This is a genomic window from Pseudomonas koreensis (assembly GCF_025447595.1).
Lineage (GTDB): Bacteria > Pseudomonadota > Gammaproteobacteria > Pseudomonadales > Pseudomonadaceae > Aquipseudomonas > Aquipseudomonas koreensis_H.
On sequence record NZ_JAOEJU010000013.1, the window covers coordinates 66,558 to 91,701 of the forward strand.

General features: G+C 59.9%; 25 protein-coding genes. 8 read left to right on the forward strand and 17 right to left on the reverse strand.

Annotated features, from left to right (window positions below; translation table 11 throughout):
* The first annotated feature begins 1 nt into the window (after position 1).
* Both N8H71_RS16760 and mgrA read left to right on the forward strand, forming a co-directional pair.
* Positions 2–1,321, forward strand: coding sequence for an LLM class flavin-dependent oxidoreductase (locus N8H71_RS16760; RefSeq protein WP_262194842.1), 1,320 nt, complete (start codon positions 2–4; stop codon positions 1,319–1,321).
* 39 nt (positions 1,322–1,360) lie between these two features.
* Positions 1,361–2,398, forward strand: a complete 1,038-nt coding sequence (gene mgrA, locus N8H71_RS16765; RefSeq protein WP_262194843.1) for an L-glyceraldehyde 3-phosphate reductase — start codon at positions 1,361–1,363, stop codon at positions 2,396–2,398.
* A gap of 160 nt (positions 2,399–2,558) precedes the next feature.
* Here mgrA and tauD read toward each other — a convergent pair whose 3' ends face one another.
* The 7 genes from tauD to N8H71_RS16800 form a co-directional block, all read right to left on the reverse strand.
* Positions 2,559–3,401: a taurine dioxygenase gene (gene tauD, locus N8H71_RS16770; protein WP_262194844.1), complete on the reverse strand. Its 843-nt coding sequence runs from the start codon at positions 3,399–3,401 to the stop codon at positions 2,559–2,561.
* Between the two features lie 144 nt (positions 3,402–3,545).
* Entirely contained in the window at positions 3,546–4,385 is an 840-nt protein-coding gene (gene tauC, locus N8H71_RS16775) for a taurine ABC transporter permease TauC (RefSeq protein ID WP_262194845.1), read from the reverse strand.
* On the reverse strand, positions 4,382–5,176 hold the full coding sequence (gene tauB / locus N8H71_RS16780) for a taurine ABC transporter ATP-binding subunit (RefSeq protein WP_262194846.1): 795 nt from the start codon (positions 5,174–5,176) through the stop codon (positions 4,382–4,384). The genes tauC and tauB overlap by 4 nt, the downstream gene beginning before the upstream one ends.
* Before the next feature lie 16 nt (positions 5,177–5,192).
* Positions 5,193–6,170 carry a taurine ABC transporter substrate-binding protein gene (tauA, locus tag N8H71_RS16785; RefSeq protein WP_007952702.1) on the reverse strand — a complete coding sequence of 326 codons (978 nt, stop codon included), beginning with the start codon at positions 6,168–6,170 and terminating at the stop codon, positions 5,193–5,195.
* Positions 6,171–6,388: 218 nt separating this feature from the next.
* Positions 6,389–7,972, reverse strand: coding sequence for a glutamate--cysteine ligase (gshA, locus tag N8H71_RS16790; RefSeq protein WP_115076177.1), 1,584 nt, complete (start codon positions 7,970–7,972; stop codon positions 6,389–6,391).
* Between the two features lie 317 nt (positions 7,973–8,289).
* Entirely contained in the window at positions 8,290–8,673 is a 384-nt protein-coding gene (locus N8H71_RS16795) for a PaaI family thioesterase (RefSeq protein ID WP_085733334.1), read from the reverse strand.
* On the reverse strand, positions 8,673–10,997 hold the full coding sequence (locus tag N8H71_RS16800; RefSeq protein ID WP_262194848.1) for a Tex family protein: 2,325 nt from the start codon (positions 10,995–10,997) through the stop codon (positions 8,673–8,675). Before N8H71_RS16800 ends, N8H71_RS16795 begins: the two co-directional genes overlap by 1 nt.
* Before the next feature lie 360 nt (positions 10,998–11,357).
* On the opposite strand from N8H71_RS16800, the gene ompR reads away from it, so the two are divergent.
* Positions 11,358–12,098 carry an osmolarity response regulator transcription factor OmpR gene (gene ompR, locus N8H71_RS16805; protein ID WP_007952694.1) on the forward strand — a complete coding sequence of 247 codons (741 nt, stop codon included), beginning with the start codon at positions 11,358–11,360 and terminating at the stop codon, positions 12,096–12,098.
* A gap of 114 nt (positions 12,099–12,212) precedes the next feature.
* Positions 12,213–13,526 carry an ATP-binding protein gene (locus N8H71_RS16810; protein ID WP_262194849.1) on the forward strand — a complete coding sequence of 438 codons (1,314 nt, stop codon included), beginning with the start codon at positions 12,213–12,215 and terminating at the stop codon, positions 13,524–13,526.
* Between the two features lie 130 nt (positions 13,527–13,656).
* On the opposite strand, the gene rimK is transcribed toward N8H71_RS16810, so the two are convergent.
* The 3 genes from rimK to N8H71_RS16825 form a co-directional block, all read right to left on the reverse strand.
* A complete protein-coding gene (gene rimK / locus N8H71_RS16815) occupies positions 13,657–14,562 on the reverse strand; it encodes a 30S ribosomal protein S6--L-glutamate ligase (RefSeq protein ID WP_065257794.1) in 906 nt (301 codons plus the stop codon).
* On the reverse strand, positions 14,559–14,978 hold the full coding sequence (locus tag N8H71_RS16820; protein ID WP_230737646.1) for an ATP-dependent zinc protease family protein: 420 nt from the start codon (positions 14,976–14,978) through the stop codon (positions 14,559–14,561). The genes rimK and N8H71_RS16820 overlap by 4 nt, the downstream gene beginning before the upstream one ends.
* A gap of 77 nt (positions 14,979–15,055) precedes the next feature.
* On the reverse strand, positions 15,056–15,835 hold the full coding sequence (locus N8H71_RS16825; protein WP_115076182.1) for an EAL domain-containing protein: 780 nt from the start codon (positions 15,833–15,835) through the stop codon (positions 15,056–15,058).
* Between the two features lie 116 nt (positions 15,836–15,951).
* Between N8H71_RS16825 and N8H71_RS16830 the strand changes: the two genes are divergently transcribed.
* Positions 15,952–16,359 carry an RNA-binding S4 domain-containing protein gene (locus N8H71_RS16830; RefSeq protein ID WP_085684161.1) on the forward strand — a complete coding sequence of 136 codons (408 nt, stop codon included), beginning with the start codon at positions 15,952–15,954 and terminating at the stop codon, positions 16,357–16,359.
* 69 nt (positions 16,360–16,428) lie between these two features.
* On the opposite strand, the gene N8H71_RS16835 is transcribed toward N8H71_RS16830, so the two are convergent.
* Complete coding sequence (locus N8H71_RS16835) at positions 16,429–17,229, reverse strand: phosphatase PAP2 family protein (RefSeq protein WP_262194850.1); 801 nt, start codon at positions 17,227–17,229, stop codon at positions 16,429–16,431.
* A gap of 104 nt (positions 17,230–17,333) precedes the next feature.
* On the opposite strand from N8H71_RS16835, the gene hslO reads away from it, so the two are divergent.
* Together hslO and N8H71_RS16845 are read left to right on the forward strand one after the other, a co-directional pair.
* The gene (gene hslO, locus N8H71_RS16840; protein ID WP_262194851.1) at positions 17,334–18,236 is read left to right on the forward strand and encodes an Hsp33 family molecular chaperone HslO; all 903 of its coding nucleotides are present in this window, start codon (positions 17,334–17,336) and stop codon (positions 18,234–18,236) included.
* A gap of 181 nt (positions 18,237–18,417) precedes the next feature.
* Positions 18,418–19,959 (forward strand): phosphoenolpyruvate carboxykinase, encoded by a 1,542-nt coding sequence (locus N8H71_RS16845; RefSeq protein WP_007952682.1) that lies wholly within the window; start codon positions 18,418–18,420, stop codon positions 19,957–19,959.
* A gap of 78 nt (positions 19,960–20,037) precedes the next feature.
* Here the strand turns inward: N8H71_RS16845 and N8H71_RS16850 are convergent, their stop codons facing one another.
* The 6 genes from N8H71_RS16850 to N8H71_RS16875 form a co-directional block, all read right to left on the reverse strand.
* The gene (locus N8H71_RS16850) at positions 20,038–21,309 is read right to left on the reverse strand and encodes a type II toxin-antitoxin system HipA family toxin (RefSeq protein ID WP_262194852.1); all 1,272 of its coding nucleotides are present in this window, start codon (positions 21,307–21,309) and stop codon (positions 20,038–20,040) included.
* Positions 21,306–21,785 carry a helix-turn-helix domain-containing protein gene (locus N8H71_RS16855; protein WP_262194853.1) on the reverse strand — a complete coding sequence of 160 codons (480 nt, stop codon included), beginning with the start codon at positions 21,783–21,785 and terminating at the stop codon, positions 21,306–21,308. Before N8H71_RS16855 ends, N8H71_RS16850 begins: the two co-directional genes overlap by 4 nt.
* 149 nt (positions 21,786–21,934) lie before the next feature.
* Entirely contained in the window at positions 21,935–22,099 is a 165-nt protein-coding gene (locus tag N8H71_RS16860) for a hypothetical protein (RefSeq protein ID WP_262194854.1), read from the reverse strand.
* 75 nt (positions 22,100–22,174) lie between these two features.
* Positions 22,175–22,474 (reverse strand): hypothetical protein, encoded by a 300-nt coding sequence (locus tag N8H71_RS16865; protein ID WP_039764593.1) that lies wholly within the window; start codon positions 22,472–22,474, stop codon positions 22,175–22,177.
* A gap of 347 nt (positions 22,475–22,821) precedes the next feature.
* Positions 22,822–23,949: a hypothetical protein gene (locus N8H71_RS16870; RefSeq protein ID WP_262194855.1), complete on the reverse strand. Its 1,128-nt coding sequence runs from the start codon at positions 23,947–23,949 to the stop codon at positions 22,822–22,824.
* A 102-nt stretch (positions 23,950–24,051) separates the two neighbouring features.
* Positions 24,052–24,333 (reverse strand): hypothetical protein, encoded by a 282-nt coding sequence (locus tag N8H71_RS16875; protein ID WP_262194856.1) that lies wholly within the window; start codon positions 24,331–24,333, stop codon positions 24,052–24,054.
* A 304-nt stretch (positions 24,334–24,637) separates the two neighbouring features.
* On the opposite strand from N8H71_RS16875, the gene N8H71_RS16880 reads away from it, so the two are divergent.
* Positions 24,638–25,141, forward strand: coding sequence for a polysaccharide deacetylase (locus tag N8H71_RS16880; protein ID WP_262194857.1), 504 nt, complete (start codon positions 24,638–24,640; stop codon positions 25,139–25,141).
* Positions 25,142–25,144 lie beyond the last annotated feature (3 nt).

Below are 25,144 nucleotides of genomic sequence, written 5' to 3' on the forward strand. Positions count from 1 at the left end.
GATGAGCAGACAACTGAAACTTGGCGCGTTCCTCATGGCTACCGGGCACCACGTTGCTGCATGGCGTCACCCGGACGTACCCGCCAACGCCGGGCTGGATTTCGCCCATTACAAACGCCTGGCGCAGATCGCCGAGGCGGCGAAGTTCGACACGTTATTCGTCGCCGACAGCGTCGCCGCGCCGACCCAGGACATCGCCAGCCGCATGGCCCGATCGGATCACTTCGAACCGCTGACCTTGCTCTCGGCCTTGAGCGCGGTGACCGAGCACATCGGCCTGATCGCCACCGCCACCACCAGCTACAACGAGCCGTACCACGTGGCGCGTAAATTCGCGTCCCTCGATCACCTGTCCGGCGGGCGAGCGGGATGGAATCTGGTGACCTCGGACAACGCCGCCGAAGCGCAGAATTTCGGCCGCGACGAACACATCGGCCATGCCGAACGCTACAGCCGCGCCCGGGAATTTCATCAGGTGGTCACCGGGCTCTGGGACAGTTGGCAGGACGATGCCTTCATTCGCGACAAGGCCAGCGGCGCCTATTACGACCCGGAAAAACTGCATGTGCTGGATCACGTTGGCGAGCACTTCCGGGTCAAAGGCCCGCTGAATGTCGCGCGTTCACCACAGGGTCAGCCGGTGATCGTGCAGGCCGGGTCGTCGGAAACAGGGCGTGAACTGGCGGCGCAGACGGCCGAAGTGGTGTTCACTGCGCAGACTTCACTGGCCAGCGCCCAGGCGTTTTACGCCGACCTCAAGGGGCGCTTGCCGAAGTACGGACGCAGTGCCGATTCGCTGAAAATCATGCCCGGCGTGTTCGTCGTGGTCGGGCAGACGGAAGCCGAAGCGCAGGAAAAATGTGAAACGTTTCAGCAATTGGTCGAACCCGAGGTTGGCGTCGCCCTGCTTGGGCGTATGCTGGGCAACTTCGATCTGTCGAAGTACCCGCTGGACGGTTCGCTGCCGGAGTTGCCGCTGACTGACAGCGGTCAGCAGAGCCGACAGAAACTGCTGACCGAACTGGCCGGCCGGGAGCATCTGACCCTGGCCGAACTGGGCCGCAGAATCGCCGGCGGTCGCGGGCATTACAGCGTCGTCGGCACCCCGGCGCAGATTGCCGACCGTTTGCAGGAATGGTTCGAGCAGGGCGCGGCGGACGGCTTCAACGTGCTGGTGCCGCACCTGCCCGGCGGGCTCGAAGACTTCGCCAATGGCGTGGTCCCGGAACTGCAACGGCGCGGACTGTTCAGAACCGAGTACGAGGGCCGGACCTTGCGCCAGAACCTTGGCCTCGACCGGCCCGGCAATAGATTTGCGTAGCAATCGACACCCGATTCAAGACCGACAAGAGAGGATTCGATGACTTACACCGCTGCCAAGAATCGCTACAACTCCATCCCTTACCGCCGCGTCGGACGCAGCGGTCTGGTGCTGCCGGCACTGTCCCTGGGCCTGTGGCACAACTTCGGCGACAGCACACCGATCGACACCCAGCGCTCGTTGCTGCGCACGGCGTTCGATCTGGGGATCAACCACTTCGACCTGGCCAACAACTACGGCCCGCCCTACGGCAGCGCCGAGACCAATTTCGGCCGTCTGCTGCGCGAAGACTTCAAGCAGTATCGCGACGAACTGATCATCTCCAGCAAGGCCGGTTGGGACATGTGGCCCGGCCCTTATGGCCAGGGCGGCGGCTCGCGCAAATACGTGCTGGCCAGCCTCGACCAGAGCCTGCAACGCCTCGGTCTCGACTATGTGGATATCTTCTATTCGCACCGCTTCGACCCGGACACCCCGCTGGAAGAAACTGCCAGCGCCCTCGCCACGGCGGTGCAGCAGGGCAAGGCGTTGTACATCGGTATCTCGTCATACTCCGGAGTAAAAACCCGTGAGATCGCCGCGCTGCTCAAAGAGTGGAAAGTCCCGCTGCTGATTCACCAACCGGCTTACAACCTGCTCAACCGCTGGGTGGAAAAGGACCTGCTCGACACCACCGACGAACTCGGCACCGGTGTGATTGCATTCACCCCGCTGGCGCAAGGATTGCTGACTGACAAATACCTCAACGGCGTACCGGCGGATGCGCGGGTCAATCGTCCGGGCGGTGGTTCGCTGCTGTCTTCGCACTTGTCCGAGGCGAATATTGCTCACGTGCGGGCGTTGAATGAAATCGCCAAACGTCGTGGGCAGAGCCTGGCGCAATTGGCGTTGGCGTGGACGCTGCGGGATCCGCGAGTGACTTCGGCGCTGATCGGCGCCAGCCGGCCGGAGCAGATTATCGAGAACGTCGGGGCTTTGAAGAATTTGAGTTTTAGTGCTGAGGAACTGGCGGAGATTGACCGGTTTGCCCAGGAGGGCGGGATCAATCTTTGGGAGAAGCCTTCGACGGCTGAATAACTGACTGGCGCCGAGTTATTCGGCGCCTGTTCTGACGCTTTCGCGGGCAAGCCCGCTCCCACAGGGGCCGAGTCGTACACAAAATCTGCGAACACAGCTGTATTTGTGGGAGCGGGCTTGCCCGCGAAGAGGCCGGCTCAAGCATCAGGGAAATCGGGGCCTATTTAAAAAACGGCACATCCCCCAACACCGTCGCCCGCTGCATCACCCGCCGCGCCGGCCGGTAGTCGTCCACCGCGTAATGCTGGGTCACGCGGTTATCCCAGAACGCAATATCATCCTTCTGCCAGCGCCAGCGAATGGTGAATTCCGGCCGCGTTGCATGGGCAAACAAGAATTTCAACACCGCTTCGCTCTCGGTTTCCGACAGCTCATTGATCTTCGACGTGAACCCTTCACTGACGAACAAGGAACGGCGTCCGCTCACCGGATGTGTGCGAATCACCGGGTGCGACAGCGGTGGATTCTTGCGTCGTGCCGCTTCCCACTGCGCCAGTGCCTCCGGCGTGTTGCCGTAGCGCTCCAGCGGAAACGAGCGGGTGAAGTCGTGAGTCGCAGTCAGCCCTTCAAGCATTGCTTTCATCGGCGCCGACAGCGCCTCATACGCAGCTATCCCGCTGGCCCACAACGTATCGCCACCAAACTCCGGCAGCAGCTTGGCGCTGAGCACCGCGCCCATGGCCGGGGTCGGCAGGAAGGTCACGTCGGTGTGCCAGATCGCGTTGTCGCGCACGTCGGTAACGGCGGTGTCGAGGATCAGCACTTCCGGTTGCTCAGGCACATTCGGGTAGATCGGATGAATATGCAGGTCGCCGAAGTAGGCGGCGAAACGCGCCTGCTGCGACGGCTCGATCGGTTGACTGCGGAAGAACAGCACCTGGTATTTGAGCAGTGCCTGCTCGATGGCGTCGCGCTGTTCCAGGTTCAGCGGCTGGCTGATGTCGACGCCGCTGATCTGTGCGCCGAGGGCCGAGCTTAACGGGGTGATGTTCAGGCTGCTCATGGTGGTTCTCTTCAAATTCTTGGGGGCATGCTTTTGGTGGGAGCGAGCCTGCTCGCGAATGCTGAGTGTCAGGCGACAGTGCAGTGACTGATCCGACGCTTTCGCGAGCAGGCTCGCTCCCACAGGTTTTTCACCTGAAGTTTTTCAATGGGCCTGGCCGTGCCACGGCACCAGTTTGCGTTGCAGGGCGCGCAGGCCCATTTCCATGGCGAAGGCGATCAGGGCGATGACCAGAATCCCCAACACCACCACATCGGTGACCAGGAACTGTGCCGCCGACTGCACCATGAAGCCCAGGCCGCTGGTGGCCGCGATCAGTTCGGCGGCGACCAGAGTCGACCAACCCACACCGAGACCGATGCGCACACCGGTCAGAATGTCCGGCAGGGCGCTTGGCAAAATCACGTGGCGGATCAGTTGTGCGCGAGTGGCGCCCAGCGACTGCGCGGCGCGCAATTTGGCCGGGTCGACAGTGCGCACGCCGGTGGCGGTGGCAATTGCGATCGGGGCGAAAATCGCCAGGTAGATCAGCAGCACTTTCGACAACTCGCCGATGCCGCACCAGATCACGATCAGCGGCAGATAGGCGAGTGGCGGAATCGGGCGGTAGAACTCGATCAGCGGATCGAGCACGCCACGGGCGATGCGGTTGGCGCCGATGGCAATGCCCACCGGCACCGCGGTCAGAATCGCAAAACCGAGACCCAGGCCGATGCGGCTGAGGCTTGCGCCCAGGTGCTGCCACAACGTCGAATCCATGTAGCCCGTGGTCGCCAGCAGCCAGCCTTTTTGCAACACGGCGGACGGTGGCGGCAGGAACAGCGGTTCGATCAGCCCGGTGGCGGTCACGGCCCACCAGATCACCAGCAACGCGAACAGGGTCAGCAGGCTGATCCAGCGGGTGCTGAGACTGCGGCGCACGGGAATCACCACCGACGTGGCGGCGGGTTTCATGGCGGTGGCGGAAACGTCGTAACTGCTCATGCGCGCTCCTGCCGCTGAACGGCGCTGCGTTGCGAGAACACTTTGGCCAGCACGTGTTCGCGGGTTTCGATGAAGCGCGGATCGGACTTGATCGACCGCGCCGATTCGCCGGCGGCGTAGCGCTGGCCGAAGTCGAGGTGCAGACGCTCGACGATCTGCCCCGGATTCGGCGCCAGCAGAATCAGGTCAGTGGCGAGGAACACCGCTTCTTCAATGTCGTGGGTAATCAGGAACACCGGTTTGGCGGTGCGTTGCCAGACTTGCAGCAGCAGTTCCTGCATCTGTTCGCGGGTGAAGGCATCGAGGGCGCCGAAGGGCTCGTCCATCAGCAACACACGCGGGTCGGCCGCGAGGGCGCGGGCCAGGCCAACACGTTGCTTCTGGCCACCGGAGAGTTGCCAGATGCGACGATGTTCAAAACCGGAAAGGTCGACCAGCGTGAGCATTTCCCGGGCGCGTTGTTCGCGTTTGTCCTTGGCCACACCGGCCAGTTCCAGACCGAACGCCACGTTGGCCAGCACGTCCTGCCAGGGCAGCAGGGCGTCGTCCTGAAACACCACGCCGCGCTCGGCGCTCGGGCCTTTGACCGGCACGTTGTCGAGGGTGATGCGGCCGGCACTCGGTTCGACGAAACCGGCAATCAGGTTCAACAGCGAAGTCTTGCCACTGCCGGACGGGCCCAGGGCCACCAGCAATTGCTGAGGGCCGAGGGTCAGGGAAATGTCGGACAGTACCGGTTCCGGGCTGCCGGGGTACTGTGCGCTGATGCGCTCCAGCTGTAGCAAGGCCATCGCAATTAACTCCCGATCAGTTGGTGATGTACTTGGCGCTGACGTACGGCGCGTAGTCCGGCAGTACCGCTTCGACCTTGCCTTGCTCCTTGAGGAACGCAGCGGTGTCGGTGATGGCTTTGGTGGTCGGCGCGCCGAGGTCACTGACCTGATCCGCCGCCAGCGGGTAGACGTTGCCTTGCAGCAACAATGGAATGTCGCTGGCCTTGGCGCCGGAGAGTTTCACCAGCTTGTCGACGTTGCTTTGATTGGCCAGCCAGGCTTTCGGATCTTTGCGGTAGTCGGCGTAGGCGTCGAGGGTGACCTTGGCGAACGCGGTGACGATTTCCGGGTGCTTCTCGGCGAAGTCCTTGCGCACGATCCAGGCGTCGAAGGTCGGCGCGCCGAATTTGGCCAGTTCGCCGGAAGTGATCAGCACTTTGCCGTTTTCCTTGGCCACACCCAGCGCCGGGTCCCAAACGTAGGTGGCGTCGATGTCACCGCGTTTCCACGCAGCAATGATCGCTGGCGGGGCGAGGTTGAGGACGGTGACTTTTGAGGGGTCGATGTTCCAGTGTTTGAGCGCGGCGAGCAGGCTGTAGTGACCGGTGGACACGAACGGCACGGCGATTTTCTTGCCGACCAGATCCTGCGGGGTCTTGATGCCGGAGCCGTCACGGGCGACCAGTGCTTCGGCGGCGCCGATCTGGGTGGCGATGAGGAAGGTTTCCACCGGGACTTTGCGGGTGATTGCAGCGGTCAGCGGGCTGGAACCGAGGTAGCCGATCTGCACGTCACCGGAGGCGATGGCGGCAATGATGTCGGCACCGTTATCGAATTTGCGCCAGTTGATGTCGGCCTTGGTTGCTTTTTCGTAGGCGCCGTCGGCCTGGGCGACTTTCGCCGGGTCAACGGTGGTCTGGTAGGCGACGGTGAGGTCGGCGGCCTGAGCCAGAAAACTCGCGGCAGCCAGAGAGGCCACGGCCAGCAGGCGAAGCGGGAAATTCAGTTTCATTGAAGAGCTCCATATCAGGCGACCGAGCGTCGGCGTGAAAGGAGACTAAATGATCTAAGAATCTAAAAATAAATAACTTTTTAGAATGAGCTTATGAGCGGAAAAATCTAAGCGTGACCGCTGCGCGGTCATTCGCGAGCAGGCTCGCTCCCACAGGAGATTGCAATCACCTGTGGGAACGAGCCTGCTCGCGAAAAGGTTCGAAGAACCTTCTGATGTCAGTTGCTGATCGCCAGAATGCTCGCCTGATACGACCCGACAAACACGTCGAAATCGCCCACCTCGTTCTGCTCCAGCTCAGCCTGTTGAGCCAGCGACGAGCGCGCCAGTTCTTCGAACTTCGCTTGTTCCTCAGCCGCCAACGGCTCGCTGCGGAAGAACTCGGCGTGGGCCTGGCTCTGGCGCAGGGAGAATTGCGCGAAGCTTTCCTTGTGCGTGGCCATGGCTGCCAGCACCTGGGCAGAAGGTGTCAGGGACGAATCCTTGACCTTGGCCAGCTGCGCATCGAGCGCCTTGCTGTGGGCATCGCCGCCGTGGCTTTGATCCAGCAGCGCCGCCAGCGGAGCGATTTTTTCCAGCAGTTCGGCGGCCCATTCCTTCAGCTCGACCGGTTGGCCGTCGCGCTGCAATTGCAGACCCGGACGGCGACCTTCCTTGACCACGCTGAGGAAATTGGAGGTGGCGTTGCCGCAGGAGTTGTTGGTCAGCAGCGGGCTTTCGTTCAGCGCGCAGTACAGCAGGAACGCGTCGAGGAAGCGCGACTCGGTGAGGTCGATGCCCATCGGCAGGAACGGGTTGATGTCCAGGCAGCGCACTTCGACGTACTGGATGCCACGAGCCATCAAGGCCTGGATCGGCCGCTCGCCGGTGTAGGTCACGCGTTTCGGACGGATGTTGGAGTAGTACTCGTTTTCGATCTGCAGGATGTTGGTGTTCAGTTGCACCCACTCGCCATCCTGGTGCGTGCCGACTTCAACGTACGGCGCGTACGGCGTGGCCACCGCTTTGCGCAGGCTGTCGGTGTAGCTCGCCAGGTCGTTGTAGCAAGGGGTCAGACCGGCCTGGGCGTTGCTCTGATAACCGAGGTCGCTCATGCGCAGGCTGGTGGCGTAGGGCAGGTACAGGGTGTCTGGATCCAGCTGTTCCAACTGGTGCGCACGACCGCGCAGGAAACCCGCGTCCAGCGCCGGCGAAGCACCGAACAGGTACATCAGTAGCCAGCTATAGCGGCGGAAGTTACGGATCAGCGCGATATAGGACGATGACTGGAAATCCCGGTCGGTGCCGACGAAGCCTTCGGCTTCTTTCAGCAACGGCCAGAGCTTTTCCGGCAGGGAGAAGTTGTAGTGAATCCCGGCGATGCACTGCATGGTCTTGCCGTAACGCAGGGCCAGGCCCTTGCGGTAGACGTACTTGAGCTGACCGATGTTGGAGGTGCCGTAATAGGCGATCGGGATGTCTTCCTCGGCCGGCAACGGGCACGGCATCGATGGACTCCACAGGTACTCGTTGCCGAGCTTGCTGTAGGCGAAGCGATGAATCTTGTCCAGGCTCGCCAGGGTGTCGGCCGGGTCTGGCAGGGCGGGCGTGATGAACTCCAGCAGCGACTCGGAATAGTCGGTCGTGATCTGTTCGTTGGTCAGCGCGGAACCCAGGGCTTCAGGGTGCGGCGTTTGGGCCAGGCGGCCTTCGCCGGTCACGCGCAGACATTCACGTTCGATACCGTGAAGGCACTGCTCAAGCAGAGAGAGGTTAGCGCGCTCGCCGAGCAGAGCCAGGCGGCGGTTGAGAAGTTCGCTCAATTTGGATTCCTTCACGCGTCAGTCGCCCCAATATGGGGGTGGGCAGGACGGTCTACAAGGGTGAAGTTGAAACTGGCGTTTTCGCCTGGTTTTTCGGGCTCTGTAGCCCCCGTTGAAACGCCAACTTCACTCCCTGAATCTGGCCGATGCACGCGAAGATTACGCGGTCCCTGTGGGAGCGGGCTTGCCCGCGAAGGCGTCGTGTCAGGCAACCTGATGCTGCCTGACACTCCCTCTTCGCGGGCAAGCCCGCTCCCACAGAAAAGCTCGACGCTGCGATCACAGCGCCGAAATTAACTCAAAATGATGAACAACATCTACAGGACAGCGAACGTGCCTTGCGCTTTTGCGACCAGTTTGTCGCCCTGCATCACGTCGGCTTCGACCACCAGCGTGCGCCGGCCCGGGTGGATCACCCGCGCCGTGCACATCACCTCGCCTTCAGAGACGGCGCGGATATAGTTGATCTTGCACTCGATGGTCGCGCTCTGCTGGTCGAAGCCGTGGGTGCTGGAACAGGCCAGCCCCATGGCGATATCCACCAGACTGAACAGCGCGCCGCCGTGCAGCTTGCCGCCGCGGTTGCGCAGTTCGGGTTCCAGCGCCAGGGCGACTTGCGCCACCCCGGTTTCCAGACTGTGCAGGCGGCAGCCCAACAGCTTGAAAAACGCGCTCTCGACGAGCCCGGCCGGAATCTCCATCAGCGTTTCTTCAACTGCTTGGCGTTGGCAAACAGCGACGCCATCGCGTTATTGGCTGGAGCCGCCGGGATGCTTTCCTTGCGCGGAGCCGAACCCTGCGACTGGCGTGGCGCCGAGCCCGGACGCGAACCACGGGCGCCGTCGATCTTCTCGCCCGGGGTGTCGCTCATGCGCATCGACAGGCCGACGCGTTTGCGCGGGATGTCGACTTCCATGACCTTCACTTTCACCACGTCACCGGCCTTCACCGCTTCGCGCGGATCCTTGATGAATTTCTCCGACAGCGCCGAAATGTGCACCAGACCGTCCTGATGCACGCCGATGTCGACGAACGCGCCGAATGCGGTCACGTTGGTCACCACGCCTTCGAGGATCATCCCCAGTTGCAGGTCCTTCAGGTCCTCGACGCCTTCCTGGAACTCGGCGGTCTTGAACTCCGGACGCGGGTCACGGCCCGGTTTTTCCAGTTCCTGCAGGATGTCGGTGACGGTTGGCAGACCGAAGGTCTCGTCGGTGAATTTCTTCGGATCCAGACGCTTGAGGAACGCGGCGTCGCCGATCAGCGAGCGAATGTCGCGGTCGGTTTCAGCGGCGATGCGTTGCACCAGTGGATAGGCTTCCGGGTGAACCGCCGAGGAGTCCAGCGGGTTGTCGCCGTTCATCACACGCAGGAAGCCGGCTGCCTGTTCGAAGGTTTTCTCGCCCAGACGCGCGACTTTCTTCAGCGCAGCGCGGGTCTTGAATGCGCCGTGCTCGTCACGGTGAGTCACGATGTTCTGCGCCAGGGTCGCGTTGAGGCCGGAGATCCGCGCCAACAGCGCCACGGACGCGGTGTTCACGTCCACGCCCACGGCGTTCACGCAGTCCTCGACCACGGCGTCCAGGCCGCGCGCAAGTTTCAGTTGCGACACGTCGTGCTGGTACTGGCCGACACCGATGGATTTCGGATCGATTTTCACCAGCTCGGCCAGTGGATCCTGCAGACGGCGGGCGATCGAGACCGCGCCACGGATCGACACGTCCAGATCCGGGAACTCCTTGGCCGCCAGTTCCGATGCCGAGTACACCGATGCGCCGGCTTCGGACACCATGACCTTGGTCATTTTCATCGCTGGGTATTTTTTGATCAGCTCGATCGCCAGCTTGTCGGTTTCACGGCTGGCGGTGCCGTTGCCGATGGCGATCAGGTCGACCGAATGCTTGGCGCACAGGGCGGCCAGGATGGCGATGGTCTGATCCCATTTGTTGTGCGGTACGTGCGGGTAAACCGTGGCGTGATCCAGCAGCTTGCCGGTGGAGTCGACCACCGCAACCTTGCAACCGGTACGCAGGCCCGGGTCGAGGCCCAAAGTGGCGCGCGGGCCAGCCGGGGCGGCCAGCAGCAGGTCGTGCAGGTTGTGGGCGAACACATTGATCGCTTCGGTTTCGGCGCCGTCACGCAGCTCGCCGAGCAGGTCGGTTTCCAGGTGGGTGTAGAGCTTGACCTTCCAGGTCCAGCGCACCACTTCACCGAGCCATTTGTCGGCAGGACGGTTCTGGTTCTGGATGCCGACGTGCTGACCGATCATGCCTTCGCACGGGTGCAGGGTGCCCGGCAGCTCTTCGCCGACTTTCAGCGCGGAGCTGAGAATGCCTTCGTTGCGGCCACGGAAAATCGCCAGCGCACGGTGCGACGGCATGCTTTTCAGAGGCTCGTCGTGTTCGAAGTAATCGCGGAATTTCGCGCCTTCCTCTTCCTTGCCGGCGATCACGCGGGCACTGAGGGTGGCTTCCTGCTTCAGGTAGGTGCGCAGCTTTTCCAGCAGGTTGGCGTCTTCGGCGAAGCGCTCCATGAGGATGTACTTGGCGCCTTCCAGCGCTGCCTTGACGTCGGCCACACCTTTTTCGGCGTCGATGAAGCGCGCGGCTTCGGCTTCCGGGGCCAGTGACGGGTCGTTGAACAGACCGTCGGCCAGTTCGCCGAGGCCGGCTTCCAGGGCGATCTGACCCTTGGTGCGGCGCTTCTGCTTGTACGGCAGGTACAAGTCTTCGAGGCGGGTCTTGGTGTCGGCGAGTTTGATTTCGCGCTCCAGCTCAGGGGTGAGTTTGCCCTGCTCCTGGATGCTGGAAAGAATGCTGATGCGCCGTTCGTCGAGTTCTCGCAGGTAGCGCAGACGCTCTTCCAGATGACGCAGTTGGGTGTCATCGAGGCTGCCGGTCACTTCTTTCCGGTAACGGGCGATGAAGGGAACGGTAGAGCCTTCATCGAGTAGCGCGACGGCCGCTTCGACCTGTTGTGGGCGTACGCCGAGTTCCTCGGCGATGCGGCTGTTGATGCTGTCCATAAAACCACCTGACAAATTGTGAAAGCAGGCTCGCAGGCGCGTAAATGAAGGCCCGGAGTCTGGTGGGGCGGCTTGATGCTGGCCGCTGCCTGGGTCAAAAGGCATCCCATTGACCCGTGAAATCGAACAATTACTGCGGCGCCCATGAAAATAAAGGACGGCCACCTGCGGTAACGATTCAGACGTTGCCTGACACAAAAGGCCGCGCATTATAACCAGCGTTCTGTCATTCGGGGGCGACGCAGTCTGTAGGCACAAGCCCCGGTTTTCTGGCAGTGAAGGAAAAATCTGCTAACAATGCACACGGTGCGTATAACGGCAGCTACGCCATAATGCGCGCCGAGCTAAAAGGAGCATCCAATGAGCAGCACTGCACAAACTGCTGAAGGCGAAAAAATTCTCATCGTTGACGACGATCCGGGGCTGAGCAGCCTGCTGGAACGCTTTTTCGTCAGCAAGGGCTACCGTGCCCGCGCCGTACCGAATACCGAGCAGATGGATCGTCTGCTGTCGCGTGAAGTGTTCAACCTGGTCGTCCTCGACCTGATGCTGCCGGGCGAAGACGGACTGACAGCTTGCCGCCGCCTGCGTGGCGCGAACAATCAGATTCCGATCATCATGCTCACCGCCAAGGGCGACGAGTTGAGCCGTATCAAGGGCCTGGAACTGGGCGCCGACGACTACCTGGCCAAGCCGTTCAACCCTGACGAGCTGATGGCTCGCGTCAAAGCCGTGTTGCGCCGTCAGGCCGCACCGGTACCGGGCGCGCCGGGCAGTGAAGAAGAAAACGTCACGTTTGGCGACTACGTGCTGTCCCTGGCCACCCGCGAACTCAAGCGCGGCGACGAAGTGCACATGCTCACTACCGGTGAGTTTGCGGTGCTCAAGGCCCTGGTGATGAATGCCCGTCAGCCGCTGACCCGCGACAAGTTGATGAACCTCGCCCGTGGTCGTGAGTGGGATGCCCTGGAGCGTTCCATCGACGTGCAGATTTCCCGTCTGCGCCGGATGATCGAACCTGATCCGTCCAAGCCGCGCTACATCCAGACCGTCTGGGGTGTCGGCTACGTGTTCGTGCCGGATGGCAACTCCACCAAGTGATGGGTGATTTGTAGGAGCGGGTCTGCGGGAAACGGTCGGAAACGCCGTCAGCGCAGACTCGCAATCCGCAATATGCGAGCATTGCTCGCTCCTGCAAGTGTGTAGCGGTTATCCATGAAAACCCCCGTCTGGTTCCCCCAAAGTTTCTTCTCCCGCACCCTTTGGCTGGTGCTCATCGTCGTATTGTTTTCCAAGGCATTGACCCTGGTTTATCTGTTGATGAACGAGGACGTGCTGGTGGATCGCCAATACAGCCACGGCGTCGCCCTGACGCTGCGTGCCTACTGGGCCGCCGACGAAGAAAACCGCGCGAAAATCGCTGATGCCGCGACCCTGATCCGGGTGGTGGGTGCTGGTGTGCCGGAAGGCGAACAGCACTGGCCGTACAGCGAAATCTACCAGCGGCAGATGCAGGCGGAACTGGGTGCCGACACCGAAGTGCGCTTGCGCATGCACTCGCCGCCGGCCTTGTGGGTTCGCGCGCCGAGCCTCGGTGACGGCTGGTTGAAAGTGCCGTTGTACCCGCACCCTTTGCGCGGTCAGAAAATATGGAACGTGCTCGGCTGGTTCCTGGCGATCGGTCTGTTGTCCACGGCGTCTGCGTGGATTTTCGTCAGCCAGCTAAACCAACCACTGAAACGTCTGGTCTATGCCGCCCGACAACTCGGTCAGGGGCGCAGCGTGCGCCTGCCGATCAGTGACACCCCGAGCGAGATGGCTGAGGTTTATCGCGCCTTCAACCAGATGGCCGAAGACGTCGAGCAGGCCGGTCGCGAACGTGAGCTGATGCTCGCCGGGGTGTCCCACGATCTGCGTACGCCGCTGACCCGTCTGCGGTTGTCGCTGGAGTTGATGGGCGATCGTACCGACCTGACCGATGACATGGTGCGCGACATCGAAGACATGGACGCGATCCTCGACCAGTTCCTCGCGTTCATACGCGATGGTCGGGATGAATCGGTGGAGGAGGTGGACCTCACCGATCTGGTTCGTGAAGTGGCGGCCCCTTACAACCAGACCGAAGAGAAAGTGCGTCTTCGGCTGGAGCCGATCCAGCCGTTCCCGTTGCGTCGGGTGTCGATGAAGCGTTTGCTGAACAACCTGATTGGCAACGCGTTGAATCATGCCGGCGGTAGCGTGGACGTCGCGGCCTATGTGTCCGGTGACACGAGTGCGCCGTACGTGGTGTTGAGTGTGATGGACCGTGGAGCGGGGATCGATCCATCTGAACTTGAGGCGATCTTCAACCCGTTCACCCGAGGTGATCGTGCGCGGGGCGGGAAGGGCACCGGGCTGGGTCTGGCGATCGTCAAGCGGATTGCGTCGATGCATGGCGGCAATGTCGAACTGCGCAACCGCTCCGGTGGCGGGCTTGAGGCGCGGGTCCGGTTGCCGCTGGGATTGATGTTGCCGCGGGATGCCGTTTAACGGCAGATATCCTTGCTGGGTCTGACGGCCTCTTCGCGAGCAAGCTCGCTCCCACAGGGGGAATGCATTTCAACTGTGGGAGCGAGCTTGCTCGCGATGGCGGCCATCTGGCCGCCACATCGCTTCAGCTCTAGCCCTTGCCTTTTGTGCGGGTCATGTTCGGCCCGCCATTCTTCTCGAGATGCTCGATGATGATTCCCGCCACGTTCTTGCCCGTGGTGGTTTCGATGCCTTCCAGACCAGGCGAGGAGTTCACCTCCATCACCAGCGGTCCATGGTTGGAGCGCAGGATATCCACCCCCGCTACCGTCAGCCCCATCACCTTCGCCGCACGCAGCGCGGTCATGCGTTCTTCAGGGGTAATCTTGATCAGGCTGGCGCTGCCGCCACGGTGCAGGTTGGAGCGAAATTCCCCAGGCTTGGCCTGACGTTTCATCGCCGCGATCACCTTGTCGCCGACCACGAAGCAGCGGATGTCGGCGCCGCCGGCCTCCTTGATGTATTCCTGCACCATGATGTTCTGCTTCAGGCCCATGAACGCCTCGATCACCGACTCTGCCGCCGTTGCGGTTTCGCACAGCACCACGCCAATGCCCTGTGTGCCTTCCAGCACCTTGATCACCAGCGGCGCGCCGTTGACCATGTCGATCAGGTCGGGAATGTCGTCCGGCGAGTGGGCGAACCCGGTCACCGGCAGGCCGATGCCCCGGCGCGACAGCAATTGCAGCGAACGCAGCTTGTCCCGCGAGCGGGCGATGGCCACCGATTCATTGAGTGGAAACACCCCCATCATTTCAAACTGGCGCAACACTGCGCAGCCATAAAACGTCACCGACGCGCCGATCCGCGGGATTACTGCGTCGAAACCCTCCAGCGGTTTGCCGCGGTAGTGGATCTGCGGCTTGTGGCTGGCAATGTTCATATAGGCGCGCAAGGTGTCGATCACCACCATTTCATGCCCGCGTTCGGTTCCGGCTTCGACCAGACGGCGGGTGGAATACAGACGCGGGTTCCGCGACAGCACAGCGATCTTCATGCAACACCTGTGGAGGAGGTAGATACCGGGAACACCGGCTTGTCTTGTACATATTTGATGCCCGGATTGACCACCAGCTGGCCGTCAATCAGGGCTTTGGAACCGAGCAACAGGCGATAGCGCATGGACTTGCGGCAAGCGAGGGTGAACTCGATCGGCCAGACCCGGTCACCCAGGGCCAGGGTGGTGCTGATCACGTAGCGCACCTGGGCCTGGCCGTTCGAGCTCTTGATGGTCTTGCGGGCGACCAGCGGCGCTTCGCATCGTCGATGGCGCAACTGCACGACAGTGCCCAGGTGCGCAGTGAAGCGCACCCATTTCTCGCCGTCACGTTCGAACGGCTCGATGTCGGTGGCATGCAGGCTGGAGGTGCTGGCGCCGGTGTCGATTTTTGCCCGAAGGCCGGCGACTCCCAGATCCGGAAGCGCCACCCACTCGCGCAGACCGATAACGGTCAAATGGTCAAATGTCTTCAATGGAAAAAAACCAACGATTAACGCGTCCACGCTTCAGGGGACACCTGGGCTAACGCTTTGAATGCGGGTCTGGCGAACCAGTAACCCTGCATCAGAAATATTCCGCAGTCCGCCAGGAAATCCCGTTCACCCGCACTCTCTATGCCTTCGGCGATGACTGTAACGTCCAACTCCGCACAGATTGTGACAATCCCCCGAACGATAGCCTGACGAACACGGTCACGGTCGATATCGCGGATCAGTGCCATATCGAGTTTGATCAGGTCCGGTTGGAAATCGGCCAGCAGATTGAGCCCCGAATAGCCGGCACCGAAATCGTCGATGGCCGTCTTGAAGCCGAATTCGCGGTATTCACGCAGAATATTGGTCAAATGGCGATAGTTATCTACGTGCTCGCTTTCCAGTGTTTCGAAAATCAGCCGGTCGATCGGGAAATTGTGTTTTCTGGCGGCTTCCAGGGTGCTGCGAATGCATAACTCTGGACGATAGACCGCATTGGGCATGAAGTTGATCGACAAGTGTGTCTGCATATTAAGCTCGGCCGCGCCTTCGATGGCACGAGTCCGGCAGAGCTGGTCGAAACGGTAGCGGTTATCTTCCGTAACCTGATCCAACACGGTTAAAGCGCCTTCACCGGCCGCACCACGAACCAGTGCCTCGTAGGCGTATACCGACTCGTCTCGCAGATCCACGATGGGCTGATAAGCGAAGGAAAAATCGAAGCCCAGCGGCTCGCTTTGCTGGCAGCCCGCGCACCCGGATTTGGGCGAGGTCAATGAAGACGGAAATTTGGTCACTCGATCACTCCATGCCGTTGAACCGGCGAAGATCACAGTTTATCTGGAGGGCCGGATTCTTGCGCCCGACAGAATCGGTAGTACAGTTCCGACTACTGGCTGAACGAGGAATTCATATGGCGCAAAAACAGGAAGAGGACGACAAGGTCCGTCTCGACAAGTGGCTGTGGGCTGCGCGTTTTTTCAAGACTCGCGCCTTGGCCAAGGCTGCCATCGAGAGCGGCAAGGTGCATTGTCGGGGAGAGCGCTGCAAGCCTGGCAAAGAGCCACGCATTGGCGATGAGTTCGAGATCCGCACGGGCTTTGACGAGAAGACCATTGTGGTTCAGGCCCTGTCGATCGTGCGTCGAGGCGCACCTGAGGCGCAGACGCTGTATGCCGAGACCGAGGCGAGTATTGCCAAACGTGAAGCCGCTGCGGCGATGCGCAAGGCAGGCGCCCTGGGTGTGACCACCGATGGCAAACCGAGCAAGAAGCAGCGTCGGGATCTGTTTAAATTTCGTGGGAACAGTAGCGGCGAATAAAAAAAACGCAGCCTGCCGGCCTGGGTTCGAGACCCGCCGGCGGCTGCGTTTTTTTTCAGTAACCGATGATTAGTGCGCGGACACCACACTCATTCGCGAAACCACCGGCAGTTTGCCCAGCAGCCGGAAAACCGGCGCCGTGACCTTCAACCAGAAATTCGCCGCGTGATAAGCAAACGGCGTGTAGTAACCCCAGCCCAGTGCCCACACCGCCAGCAGCATGCCGCCGATGTAGTCGTCCTGGCCCCAATGTGCACCGGCGACCAGGCGCGGCAACATGAACAGCAGTGCCAGGCCCCAGATCACCAGGAACTGGCCGACCGTGCGACTGAACACGCCCATGAACAACGCCCAGATCAGCAGCACCGAAGCGTGGTCACCGGGGAAGCTCTGGCTCGAGCGATCCTTCAGTTCCCAGGTCTTCTCCAGATGCGGGAAGTAATCGCTGATATGCACCGCGCCTTCGAGCACCATCGACGGGCTGCTGTGCTGCCAGCCCATGTGATCGGAGAACTTGGAGAACAGCGCGCGGATCACCACCATCAGCAGCAGGATCGAGAAAAATCCGAAAAACGCGCGACGCACGTCAATCGCCCGGAACACCCAGTCCCCCTTGATCAGCAGCATCAGCAGAATCAGGCCGACGACGATGTCGAACGGTCGCAGACTTGCAATTGCCCATATGTGGAGCCATATGGGGTTGCTGGCCAGCGGTGCATTGAGTGAGCGGAACAGCCACTCGTCGAAAATCACACACAGCATCTGGCCCGTAGGCCATAACCAGAAAGCCAGTAGTGCCAATGGCACGATGTTGCACAGAACCAGCCGGCCGAGGTTCCACCTTGATTGGAACAAACCCGGATTGTTCATAAAATGCCTCCCGTGGCTGAACATCGGCATCAAAAAGGATGCCAGAAGCGCGGAATTTTCATTCTTTGTAACCATTTTGTCATCACATTCAGATACCCAGACCTATGACCGATTTCCTCGATACCGATTACACCCAACGCTTCATCTTCGATGACAGCGACACTCGCGGCGAACTGGTGTCGCTGGAGCGCAGCTATGCCGAAGTGCTCGCCAAGCACCTGTACCCGGAACCGGTTGCGCAATTGCTGGGCGAACTGATGGCTGCCGCGTCGTTGCTGGTGGGCACCCTGAAATTCGATGGCTTGCTGATTCTTCAGGCCCGCTCCGAAGGCCCGATCCCGCTGCTGATGATCGAATGCTCCAGCGAACGCGAAATCCGTGGCCTGGCGCGCTATCACGCCGAGCAGATCCCGGCCGACGCGACCCTCGGCGACCTGATGCCGAACGGTGTCCTGGCCTTGACCGTCGACCCGATCGCCGGCCAGCGTTATCAGGGCATCGTCGACCTCGACGGCGAAACCCTGTCCGACTGCTTCACCAACTATTTCGTCATGTCCCAGCAGGTCGGCACTCGCTTCAAGCTCTGCGCCGATGGCCGTCGTGCCCGTGGTCTGTTGTTGCAGCAACTGCCGGCCGATCGCCTGAAAGACGAAGAAGAACGCGCCGCCAGCTGGCAGCACATCACCGCATTGGGCAACACCCTGACCGCTGATGAACTGTTGAGCCTGGACAACGAAACGGTTCTGCATCGCCTCTACCATGAAGAGCAGGTTCGTCTGTTCGATGTGCAGAAACTGCGCTTCCACTGCAGCTGCTCCCGCGAACGTTCGGGCAATGCGCTGGTCAGTCTGGGTCTGGAAGATGCGCAGGCGCTCGTGGCCGAGCAAGGTGGAAAAGTCGAGATCGATTGCCAGTTCTGCAACCAGCGCTACCTGTTCGATGCGGCAGATATCGCTCAATTGTTCGCTGGCGCGGGCGTCGAGACGCCGTCAGATACCCGGCACTAAAACGGTTCAGCGCAGGTAAATTCACTGCTCAACGACGGAATAACGCCGTTACGACGGGAGGGCCCTACTCTTTTTGGGCTTTTCTGGCATAATCCGGCCCACTTTTTTCGCGGTAGTAGTGCGCGACTTTCTACTACAAAACGTTTGGAGCACACTCGGCCACTGGCCGACGGGGAACCTCATGACGCAAGCCAATAACGCCGTGTACACCGATCTGAGTGTTGATGATCTGGTAAAAGAAGCCCTGAACCGCGGTGAAGGCGAGCTTGCCGATACCGGCGCTCTGGTAGTTCGCACCGGTCACCGCACCGGCCGTTCGCCAGTCGACCGTTTCATCGTTGAAGAGCCTTCCACCCAGGCCGCCATTGCCTGGGGCCCGATCAACCGCAAGTTCCCGGCCGACAAGTTCGACGCGCTGTGGGCTCGTGTTGAAGCATTCAACAACGCGCAAGAGCATTTCGTTTCCCACGTGCATGTAGGCGCGGCCGAAGATCACTACCTGGCCGTGAAAATGACCACCCAGACTGCCTGGCAGAACCTGTTCGGTCGTTGCCTGTTCATCAACCCGGCTCAGTACAACCCGGCCGGTCGCGAAGAGTGGCAAGTGTTGAACGTTGCCAACTTCGAGTGCGTGCCTGAGCGTGACGGCACCAACTCCGACGGTTGCGTGATCATCAACTTCGCCCAGAAGAAAGTGCTGATCGCCGGCATGCGTTACGCCGGTGAAATGAAGAAAGCCATGTTCTCCGTGCAGAACTTCCTGCTGCCGGCCGCTGACGTGCTGCCAATGCACTGCGCTGCCAACATCGGCGAAGAAGGCGACGTGACCCTGTTCTTCGGTCTGTCGGGCACCGGCAAGACCACCCTGTCCGCCGACGAAAGCCGTTACCTGATCGGTGACGACGAACACGGTTGGGGCGAAGGCGTTGTCTTCAACATCGAAGGCGGCTGCTACGCCAAGTGCATCGACCTGTCCGAGAAGAACGAGCCGGTCATCTGGAAAGCCATCAAGCACGGCGCGGTGCTGGAAAACGTCGTGATCGACGACGCCAAGCACGCCGACTACGCCGATGTCAGCCTGACCCAGAACAGCCGCGCGGCCTACCCGCTGGAGCACGTTGCCAAGCGTTCCGAGAAGAACCTGGGCGGCGAGCCAAACGCTGTGATCTTCCTGACCTGCGACCTGACCGGCGTCCTGCCGCCAGTGTCGATCCTCAACGAAGAGCAAGCGGCCTACCACTTCCTGTCCGGCTACACCGCACTGGTGGGCTCGACTGAAATGGGTTCGGGCAGCGGCATCAAGTCGACCTTCTCCACCTGCTTCGGCGCACCGTTCTTCCCGCGTCCGGCTGGCGAATACGCTGAACTGCTGATCAAGCGCATCCGCGGCTTCGGCTCCAAGGTCTACCTGGTCAACACCGGCTGGACCGGTGGCGGCTACGGCGTCGGCAAACGCTTCAACATCCCGACCACTCGTGCGGTGATCGCAGCGATCCAGAGCGGCGCGCTGATCGGTGCAGCCACCGAGCACCTGGACACCATCAACCTGGACGTGCCACTGGCCGTACCGGGCGTCGAAACCAACCTGCTCAACCCACGCAACACCTGGGCTGACAAGGCTGCGTACGACGAAGCTGCCAAAGCACTGGCCGGTCTGTTCATCGAGAACTTCAAGAAGTTCGAAGTGAGCGACGCGATCAAGGCTGCCGGGCCTAAGTTGTAAGACTGGGTTCGTAGCTAATGAAAAAGCCGCCTCTTGAGGGCGGCTTTTTTGTGGGTGATGGATTAGTTGCGGGCGCTTTTAATATGCCGATAGTTGGAATGCGGGGGCCATTTTTTCCTGTTCGCGCCTCGGAATGCCGAGCGCACCAGCCAATTCCGGCCACTGCGTTACGGTCTCTTTGAAGTCGTTGATGATTTTGTCGGCATCCTCTCGGTCAACCCGGAAGTTAATCGCCACTTCCCGAGCAAGGTCCAGATCCAGGGCGTTATCAGAGTCCGTGATGTTCAGTTTCAACCCATCCGCGTTCGCCACCGGATTCATGTCGTAAGCCTCGGATAACCTCCACCCGCGGCCAGGATCGAGAAGAAATCCGTGGTTGCGCAAGTGGTCGTCGGTGTTCGAAACGAGAATGTTGAAGACGATTCGCGACCACAGCTCGCGCAGGTCGGTGTCGACCTCAGAGCCGTGTTCAATGATTACTCGAGCCAGTTCGATGTAGCTGGCGCCGTTCGAGGCATCGTCACCGTCGACGCGGTCGGTCATGGTCATGGCGGAGGCGAAGTGGAAGCGGCCACCGGATTTGCTTCGGTCAAATCGCTTGACCATGAAGCAGTGGTGCTGGCTCGCGTAACGTTGAGCGGTGCCGGTCGCTACTCTTAAGCCGCAGTTCTTGGCCAGAGCATTCACCACCATTTCCCATGCACCGACGTCGTAGTCATCTCGAATGCTCGGAAACTTGGCGATCCACAGATGACCGTGCCGATCTGCGACGCTGGCCTTGGGTCTGGCGCCACCCAGCGAGCCGCCGGGTGCGATCAGCATTTTCAGCCACTCGCGTCCTTCAAGTGCTGTGTTGTCCGGGTCGTTTTCCAGTGCGCGGCTCGCTTGCTCCAGTGCGCGCAACTCCAGAAACGGCGGGGCGGCTATGCCGTCGCGGTCATCAAGAAAACTGCCTTCATCGTTGAGCTTGTAGCGCAGGCCTCCAACGCGAAAGAGGTCATGTACACCCAGTAGGCAGTCGGATTCGTAAAGCTTGCTGCCGCTTGGCAACAGCCCGTCGCGAACGTCTCGCTCCAGACGCCGTTTCATCAGTAAACGTCCCCAACGATCGGGGCTTGAGTCTGCAAATGCGCCGAACTGGGTTTGGTGCCCGCCGGGGAACTGGTGCCCTTCGAAAAGGTTGATACGGGGATCGAGCTTCATGAAGCTCAGTTCTGGATCGGCCAGTGCGGCTGGATCGTACTCAAACTCGAACACTTCGTTAGCACGGGCCTTTCTGGCATGCAGGAATCCGAGGCGTCTTGCGCCATTCAAGGATTCCCAATCTGCATAAACCGCAATTCGCGTCATTCTTCACCTGTTTTGGAGCCGCTTTTTTTCTTGTTCAACAGTTCTGAAAGCGAGTGGGTGTTGAGGGGGAAGTCTTGGGTCAGGCTGGCGATGTAGGCGCTGTCTTCCTCCACTCGTGTGCTTTTTTCGCCGACCAGAGGCGACTTCTTGATCCTGGATGTTCCGCGTACTCGTTGGGGTTTTGCTCCAGGCAGCAATTGCGCGTCCTGCAATCGGCGCCCCATCTCATCGGCCTCGGCCAGTTTATTCAGATCCTTTTCCAGCCCGAGTACCTGCATGACTGACAGATAGGCACCGATGGTTACTCCCGAGCCTCCGGACTCTAGAGAGCGCAGGGTTGTCAGCGACATACCTGATCGTTCTGCGACTTGCTTGGCCGTCAGTTTGCGGCGCAGGCGGGCCAGCTTCAGGCGCTCGCCAAACTCGGAAAGCAGTCTGGAAGTCGTGGGCAAGAGTGATGCTGTCTTATTAGCCATGTGCCAATATTCCTTCATTTTTAAGCCTTAACTACCAGAATAGTAGCACTTAAGACTCAGGAGGATATTTGGCGAGACAAGTGGAGGCAGAAACGCCTAACTGGAAATATTCCACCTGTTGTTATGGCTAATGAGCAGAATTCTGCTACTTATTTGCCTTCGTCGTTGTCAGGGAACGGCACGCTTTGAAGGTGTTCTTCGATTTTCAGCGGCATCTTTGGAGCAGGTTTCGAGTTGAGGTGCCCGTGCTCGCGGCGAAAGATTTCATCTAACTGTTTGACGCTTTCCATCAGCTCATCAAAAAATTTGCTCACGAGAATCTCCATTGCTTGATTGCGTTTTTTCCATCGCTCTCAGGTAGTGCCGGAGAGCGATTCGTTCACTCAGCCTCAGGCCGGCGCTTTCCAGTTGAGCATTCGCTGCTGGGCTACTTGGAGCAGGTCATAGCCGTCTTTGGTGAGAAGGTAGAGCGCATGGGTGATGTGCGGGATGTCTTCGACATCAGCGTGTTTGAAGCAGAGGCAGTAGAGGGTTTGCAGCAGGTCGCTTGAGGCGCGCAGGCGCTGGACGGCGCATTCGAGGATGTCTTGCGGGTTGGCCTCGGTGTCGATGACCAGGGGCTTGGTGTCGGTGAGGTTGGAGTCGAGTGGACGGTAGCGATTGGAGTGGAGTTCGTTCCATGATTTCATTTTTTAGATCCTCAATTGCTTCGAATGAAGCCACCACATCGTGACCAAGCGACTGGAGGCGACTGTGTTCGGGTTGGTCAACCGGTGAGGATCATGCACATACCCGGCACGCTCGAAAGCGTCCCAAACACAGCCACCATAACGCTGCTGGCAATTGAGTGCCGGCAGCATACAGCGGACGCGAATGCATGATCCATTCGGGTGACCAAGCCCGAGTCGCTGAATTGGCAGCGACAGTCACAACTATAGGTTTCAGCCCACTGGCGCCGATAGAAGACAAGGCGCCGCTGCGTGTAGGAACGGGATGCAGATTCCGGCAGGCCGTTCCTACAGATCGATCACGGTTTTCAACGAATCGCCCGATACCCTTCAACATCCAGCACACTCGTCGTCAGCCCGGTCGCCGGGCTGTAGATCATGCCTTTCACCGTCGAAAACGGAACGCCTTTGCTGCCCAGCGAAACGTACCGCTCGCCTTGATCCAGCTCGGTGAACCAGGTGTAGGAGCACTTCTCCATGGCCTTGTATTTCGCTGCCGCGTTGACGATGGTGGCGGCGTGGTTGCGAAGGTCGGCGTCGGTGAGGTTGAGGTTTTTGTCGAGTGCGGTGCCCCAGCGTTTCAGGCAGACCTCGGCAAAGTGGCGGACGATTAGGCCGGGTTCGGCCAGCACTTTGGGACCACTGTTGCCATCGGCGGAGGCGTTGCCGACCAGGGTGGCGTGACGGCCGGGCATGGGGAAGATGCTGGTTTTGGTGCCGGTCGCGGTTTGCGGGATGACGCAGCTGAAGCCCTTGGAGCGTTCATCTCTCGCGTAGAAACCTACATACTCTTTTACGTTGGCGTTGAGCTTTACTCGTTGTTCCTGAAAGTTGCCGATGCCCGGCACCGGGTCAATGGCAAAGATATTTACTGGAATGTTTTTCAGTGCACTGTCATTGAACATGGCATTGGCCAGCATGTGACAACTGATACCGCCGCGGCTCCAGCCCACCAGATTGACTTTTGTTGGAATAACACCATCCTTGCGAAAGGTTTTGATAATTTGCTCCTGTAACTTCTGCTGCGTGACGCTGCGATCGCCATAGTTGTATTTACGCCACAGCCAGGAACCTTCAACTTTTACATCTTCAATCGGGATGCCGGCGGCTTTAAGGCGGTTGTATTCCGCCTCGGTCAGTTGCTCGCGCTGCCAGTCGCATTGGCCTTTGATGATGTTTGCCGCGTGCTGGACGTTTTCCTCCCAGCCCTTGCCGAACAAGGTCCCGCTGAGACCGTAGTCCTTGGATTGGGTGAACAGTTCATCGGCTTGCAGGTTGCTGGTGCCGGGGCCGTCGACCACGATCCATTCGGCGAACTCGCGACCGACGTGATGAGAAGCCAGTGTGGAGACCAATTCACCATCCCAATAGTTTTCGTGGGCGTTATCAAACTTTGTCGAACCTGTACCGCAAAAGAAAATAGTCAGCGTAGTCATGTTGTTGCTCTTGGTTGATGTAAGAGCAAACAGGCTAGTTTCGATCTTTGTTGTAATGGAAGCGATGGGTTGTTGCTAACTTTGTAATTTTATTTGCTGGCTTTATCTATTTATCTTTCGTCTTGCAACTTCCAGCAAGTCACAGCCGTCCTGCGTCAATAAATAAAGCGCATTGACGATATTCGGGATGTCTTTCACGTCGGCCTGTTTGAAACATAAGCAGTAAAGAGTTTCCAGCAGATCACTGGCGGCACGCAGGCGTTGATCGGCGGCATTGAGCAAATCACCCGATGCTGCTGCGGTGTCGATGACCAGTACCGGGTTGTCGCCGTCGCAGGTCTTGAGAGGGCGAAAACGAGTATTCAGTGGTGTGAACATGTTCATGATTGAGGCGTGTCCTTTACGAAGTCGCTTCGGCGGGCCGACACAGTGTTTTCAGTCGCGCCGGCCACTATAGAAGGGCGACGTCGAGTGGGACAAGACAGCCACAATGGACAGAATTCGTAGGGGTTTTTCCGGGATTCGGGCATTTGCCCTACGCGTTTTTGCGGCTTTTTCACAGCCAAACCCTTATGGGCGAAATTTCCGACGTGTTTGTCAGGCGTTTCAGAGTAAATCTCTGTATGGTGCGCGCCAGAATCCGTAGGGCGTTTCCAGGCGTCCGATACAGGCTTAAAGGGAATTAGGTATGCAGTGGCTACGAATGGCCTCGATTGTTTTGCTGTGGATCAGTGGTTGTCGTGTGGCGATGGCCTCCGAGGTGGGTAGCGGACTGGCGCTTACGCAAGTCGAGCGTACGGACTGGCCGGACGCACTCACCACCCAGGCCAGCATCGACACCGCGTCACGCGCCGAAGTGTTGATGTTCGGCAAGGCCCTGCTGGCCAGCGAAGCCCTTGATGAATCCGGACTTCAACAACGTCTGGGCGTGCCGCATGTGCAGCTCAAGTCGATTCGCCAGGTGCGTGACGGTTTGTGGGATCGTTTGCTCACCACCTATCGCAACGCCAGCCAGAACTGCGACGAACAAGCTTTCTGTCCACGTGTGCGCAGTGTTGCCGACCTGCGTCAGTTGGCGGCGGCATTTACCGGTGATATCAGCCCGGCCCATGCACGTTGGGCCAGCAACAGCCGGGGCGTGCATGAGCAGCTATTGAACGAACAATTGCGAGTGGCTGTGTTGCAGCCGTAGCGC

Coding starts and splice junctions, on each gene's coding strand:
- N8H71_RS16760 (WP_262194842.1), top strand. CDS start 2: ATGAGCAGACAACTGAAACTTGGCGCGTTCCTCATGGCTACCGGGCAC.
- mgrA (WP_262194843.1), top strand. CDS start 1,361: ATGACTTACACCGCTGCCAAGAATCGCTACAACTCCATCCCTTACCGC.
- tauD (WP_262194844.1), bottom strand. CDS start 3,401: ATGAGCAGCCTGAACATCACCCCGTTAAGCTCGGCCCTCGGCGCACAG.
- tauC (WP_262194845.1), bottom strand. CDS start 4,385: ATGAGCAGTTACGACGTTTCCGCCACCGCCATGAAACCCGCCGCCACG.
- tauB (WP_262194846.1), bottom strand. CDS start 5,176: ATGGCCTTGCTACAGCTGGAGCGCATCAGCGCACAGTACCCCGGCAGC.
- tauA (WP_007952702.1), bottom strand. CDS start 6,170: ATGAAACTGAATTTCCCGCTTCGCCTGCTGGCCGTGGCCTCTCTGGCT.
- N8H71_RS16795 (WP_085733334.1), bottom strand. CDS start 8,673: ATGGAGATTCCGGCCGGGCTCGTCGAGAGCGCGTTTTTCAAGCTGTTG.
- N8H71_RS16800 (WP_262194848.1), bottom strand. CDS start 10,997: ATGGACAGCATCAACAGCCGCATCGCCGAGGAACTCGGCGTACGCCCA.
- ompR (WP_007952694.1), top strand. CDS start 11,358: ATGAGCAGCACTGCACAAACTGCTGAAGGCGAAAAAATTCTCATCGTT.
- N8H71_RS16810 (WP_262194849.1), top strand. CDS start 12,213: ATGAAAACCCCCGTCTGGTTCCCCCAAAGTTTCTTCTCCCGCACCCTT.
- rimK (WP_065257794.1), bottom strand. CDS start 14,562: ATGAAGATCGCTGTGCTGTCGCGGAACCCGCGTCTGTATTCCACCCGC.
- N8H71_RS16830 (WP_085684161.1), top strand. CDS start 15,952: ATGGCGCAAAAACAGGAAGAGGACGACAAGGTCCGTCTCGACAAGTGG.
- N8H71_RS16835 (WP_262194850.1), bottom strand. CDS start 17,229: ATGAACAATCCGGGTTTGTTCCAATCAAGGTGGAACCTCGGCCGGCTG.
- hslO (WP_262194851.1), top strand. CDS start 17,334: ATGACCGATTTCCTCGATACCGATTACACCCAACGCTTCATCTTCGAT.
- N8H71_RS16845 (WP_007952682.1), top strand. CDS start 18,418: ATGACGCAAGCCAATAACGCCGTGTACACCGATCTGAGTGTTGATGAT.
- N8H71_RS16850 (WP_262194852.1), bottom strand. CDS start 21,309: ATGACGCGAATTGCGGTTTATGCAGATTGGGAATCCTTGAATGGCGCA.
- N8H71_RS16855 (WP_262194853.1), bottom strand. CDS start 21,785: ATGGCTAATAAGACAGCATCACTCTTGCCCACGACTTCCAGACTGCTT.
- N8H71_RS16865 (WP_039764593.1), bottom strand. CDS start 22,474: ATGAAATCATGGAACGAACTCCACTCCAATCGCTACCGTCCACTCGAC.
- N8H71_RS16870 (WP_262194855.1), bottom strand. CDS start 23,949: ATGACTACGCTGACTATTTTCTTTTGCGGTACAGGTTCGACAAAGTTT.
- N8H71_RS16875 (WP_262194856.1), bottom strand. CDS start 24,333: ATGAACATGTTCACACCACTGAATACTCGTTTTCGCCCTCTCAAGACC.
- N8H71_RS16880 (WP_262194857.1), top strand. CDS start 24,638: ATGCAGTGGCTACGAATGGCCTCGATTGTTTTGCTGTGGATCAGTGGT.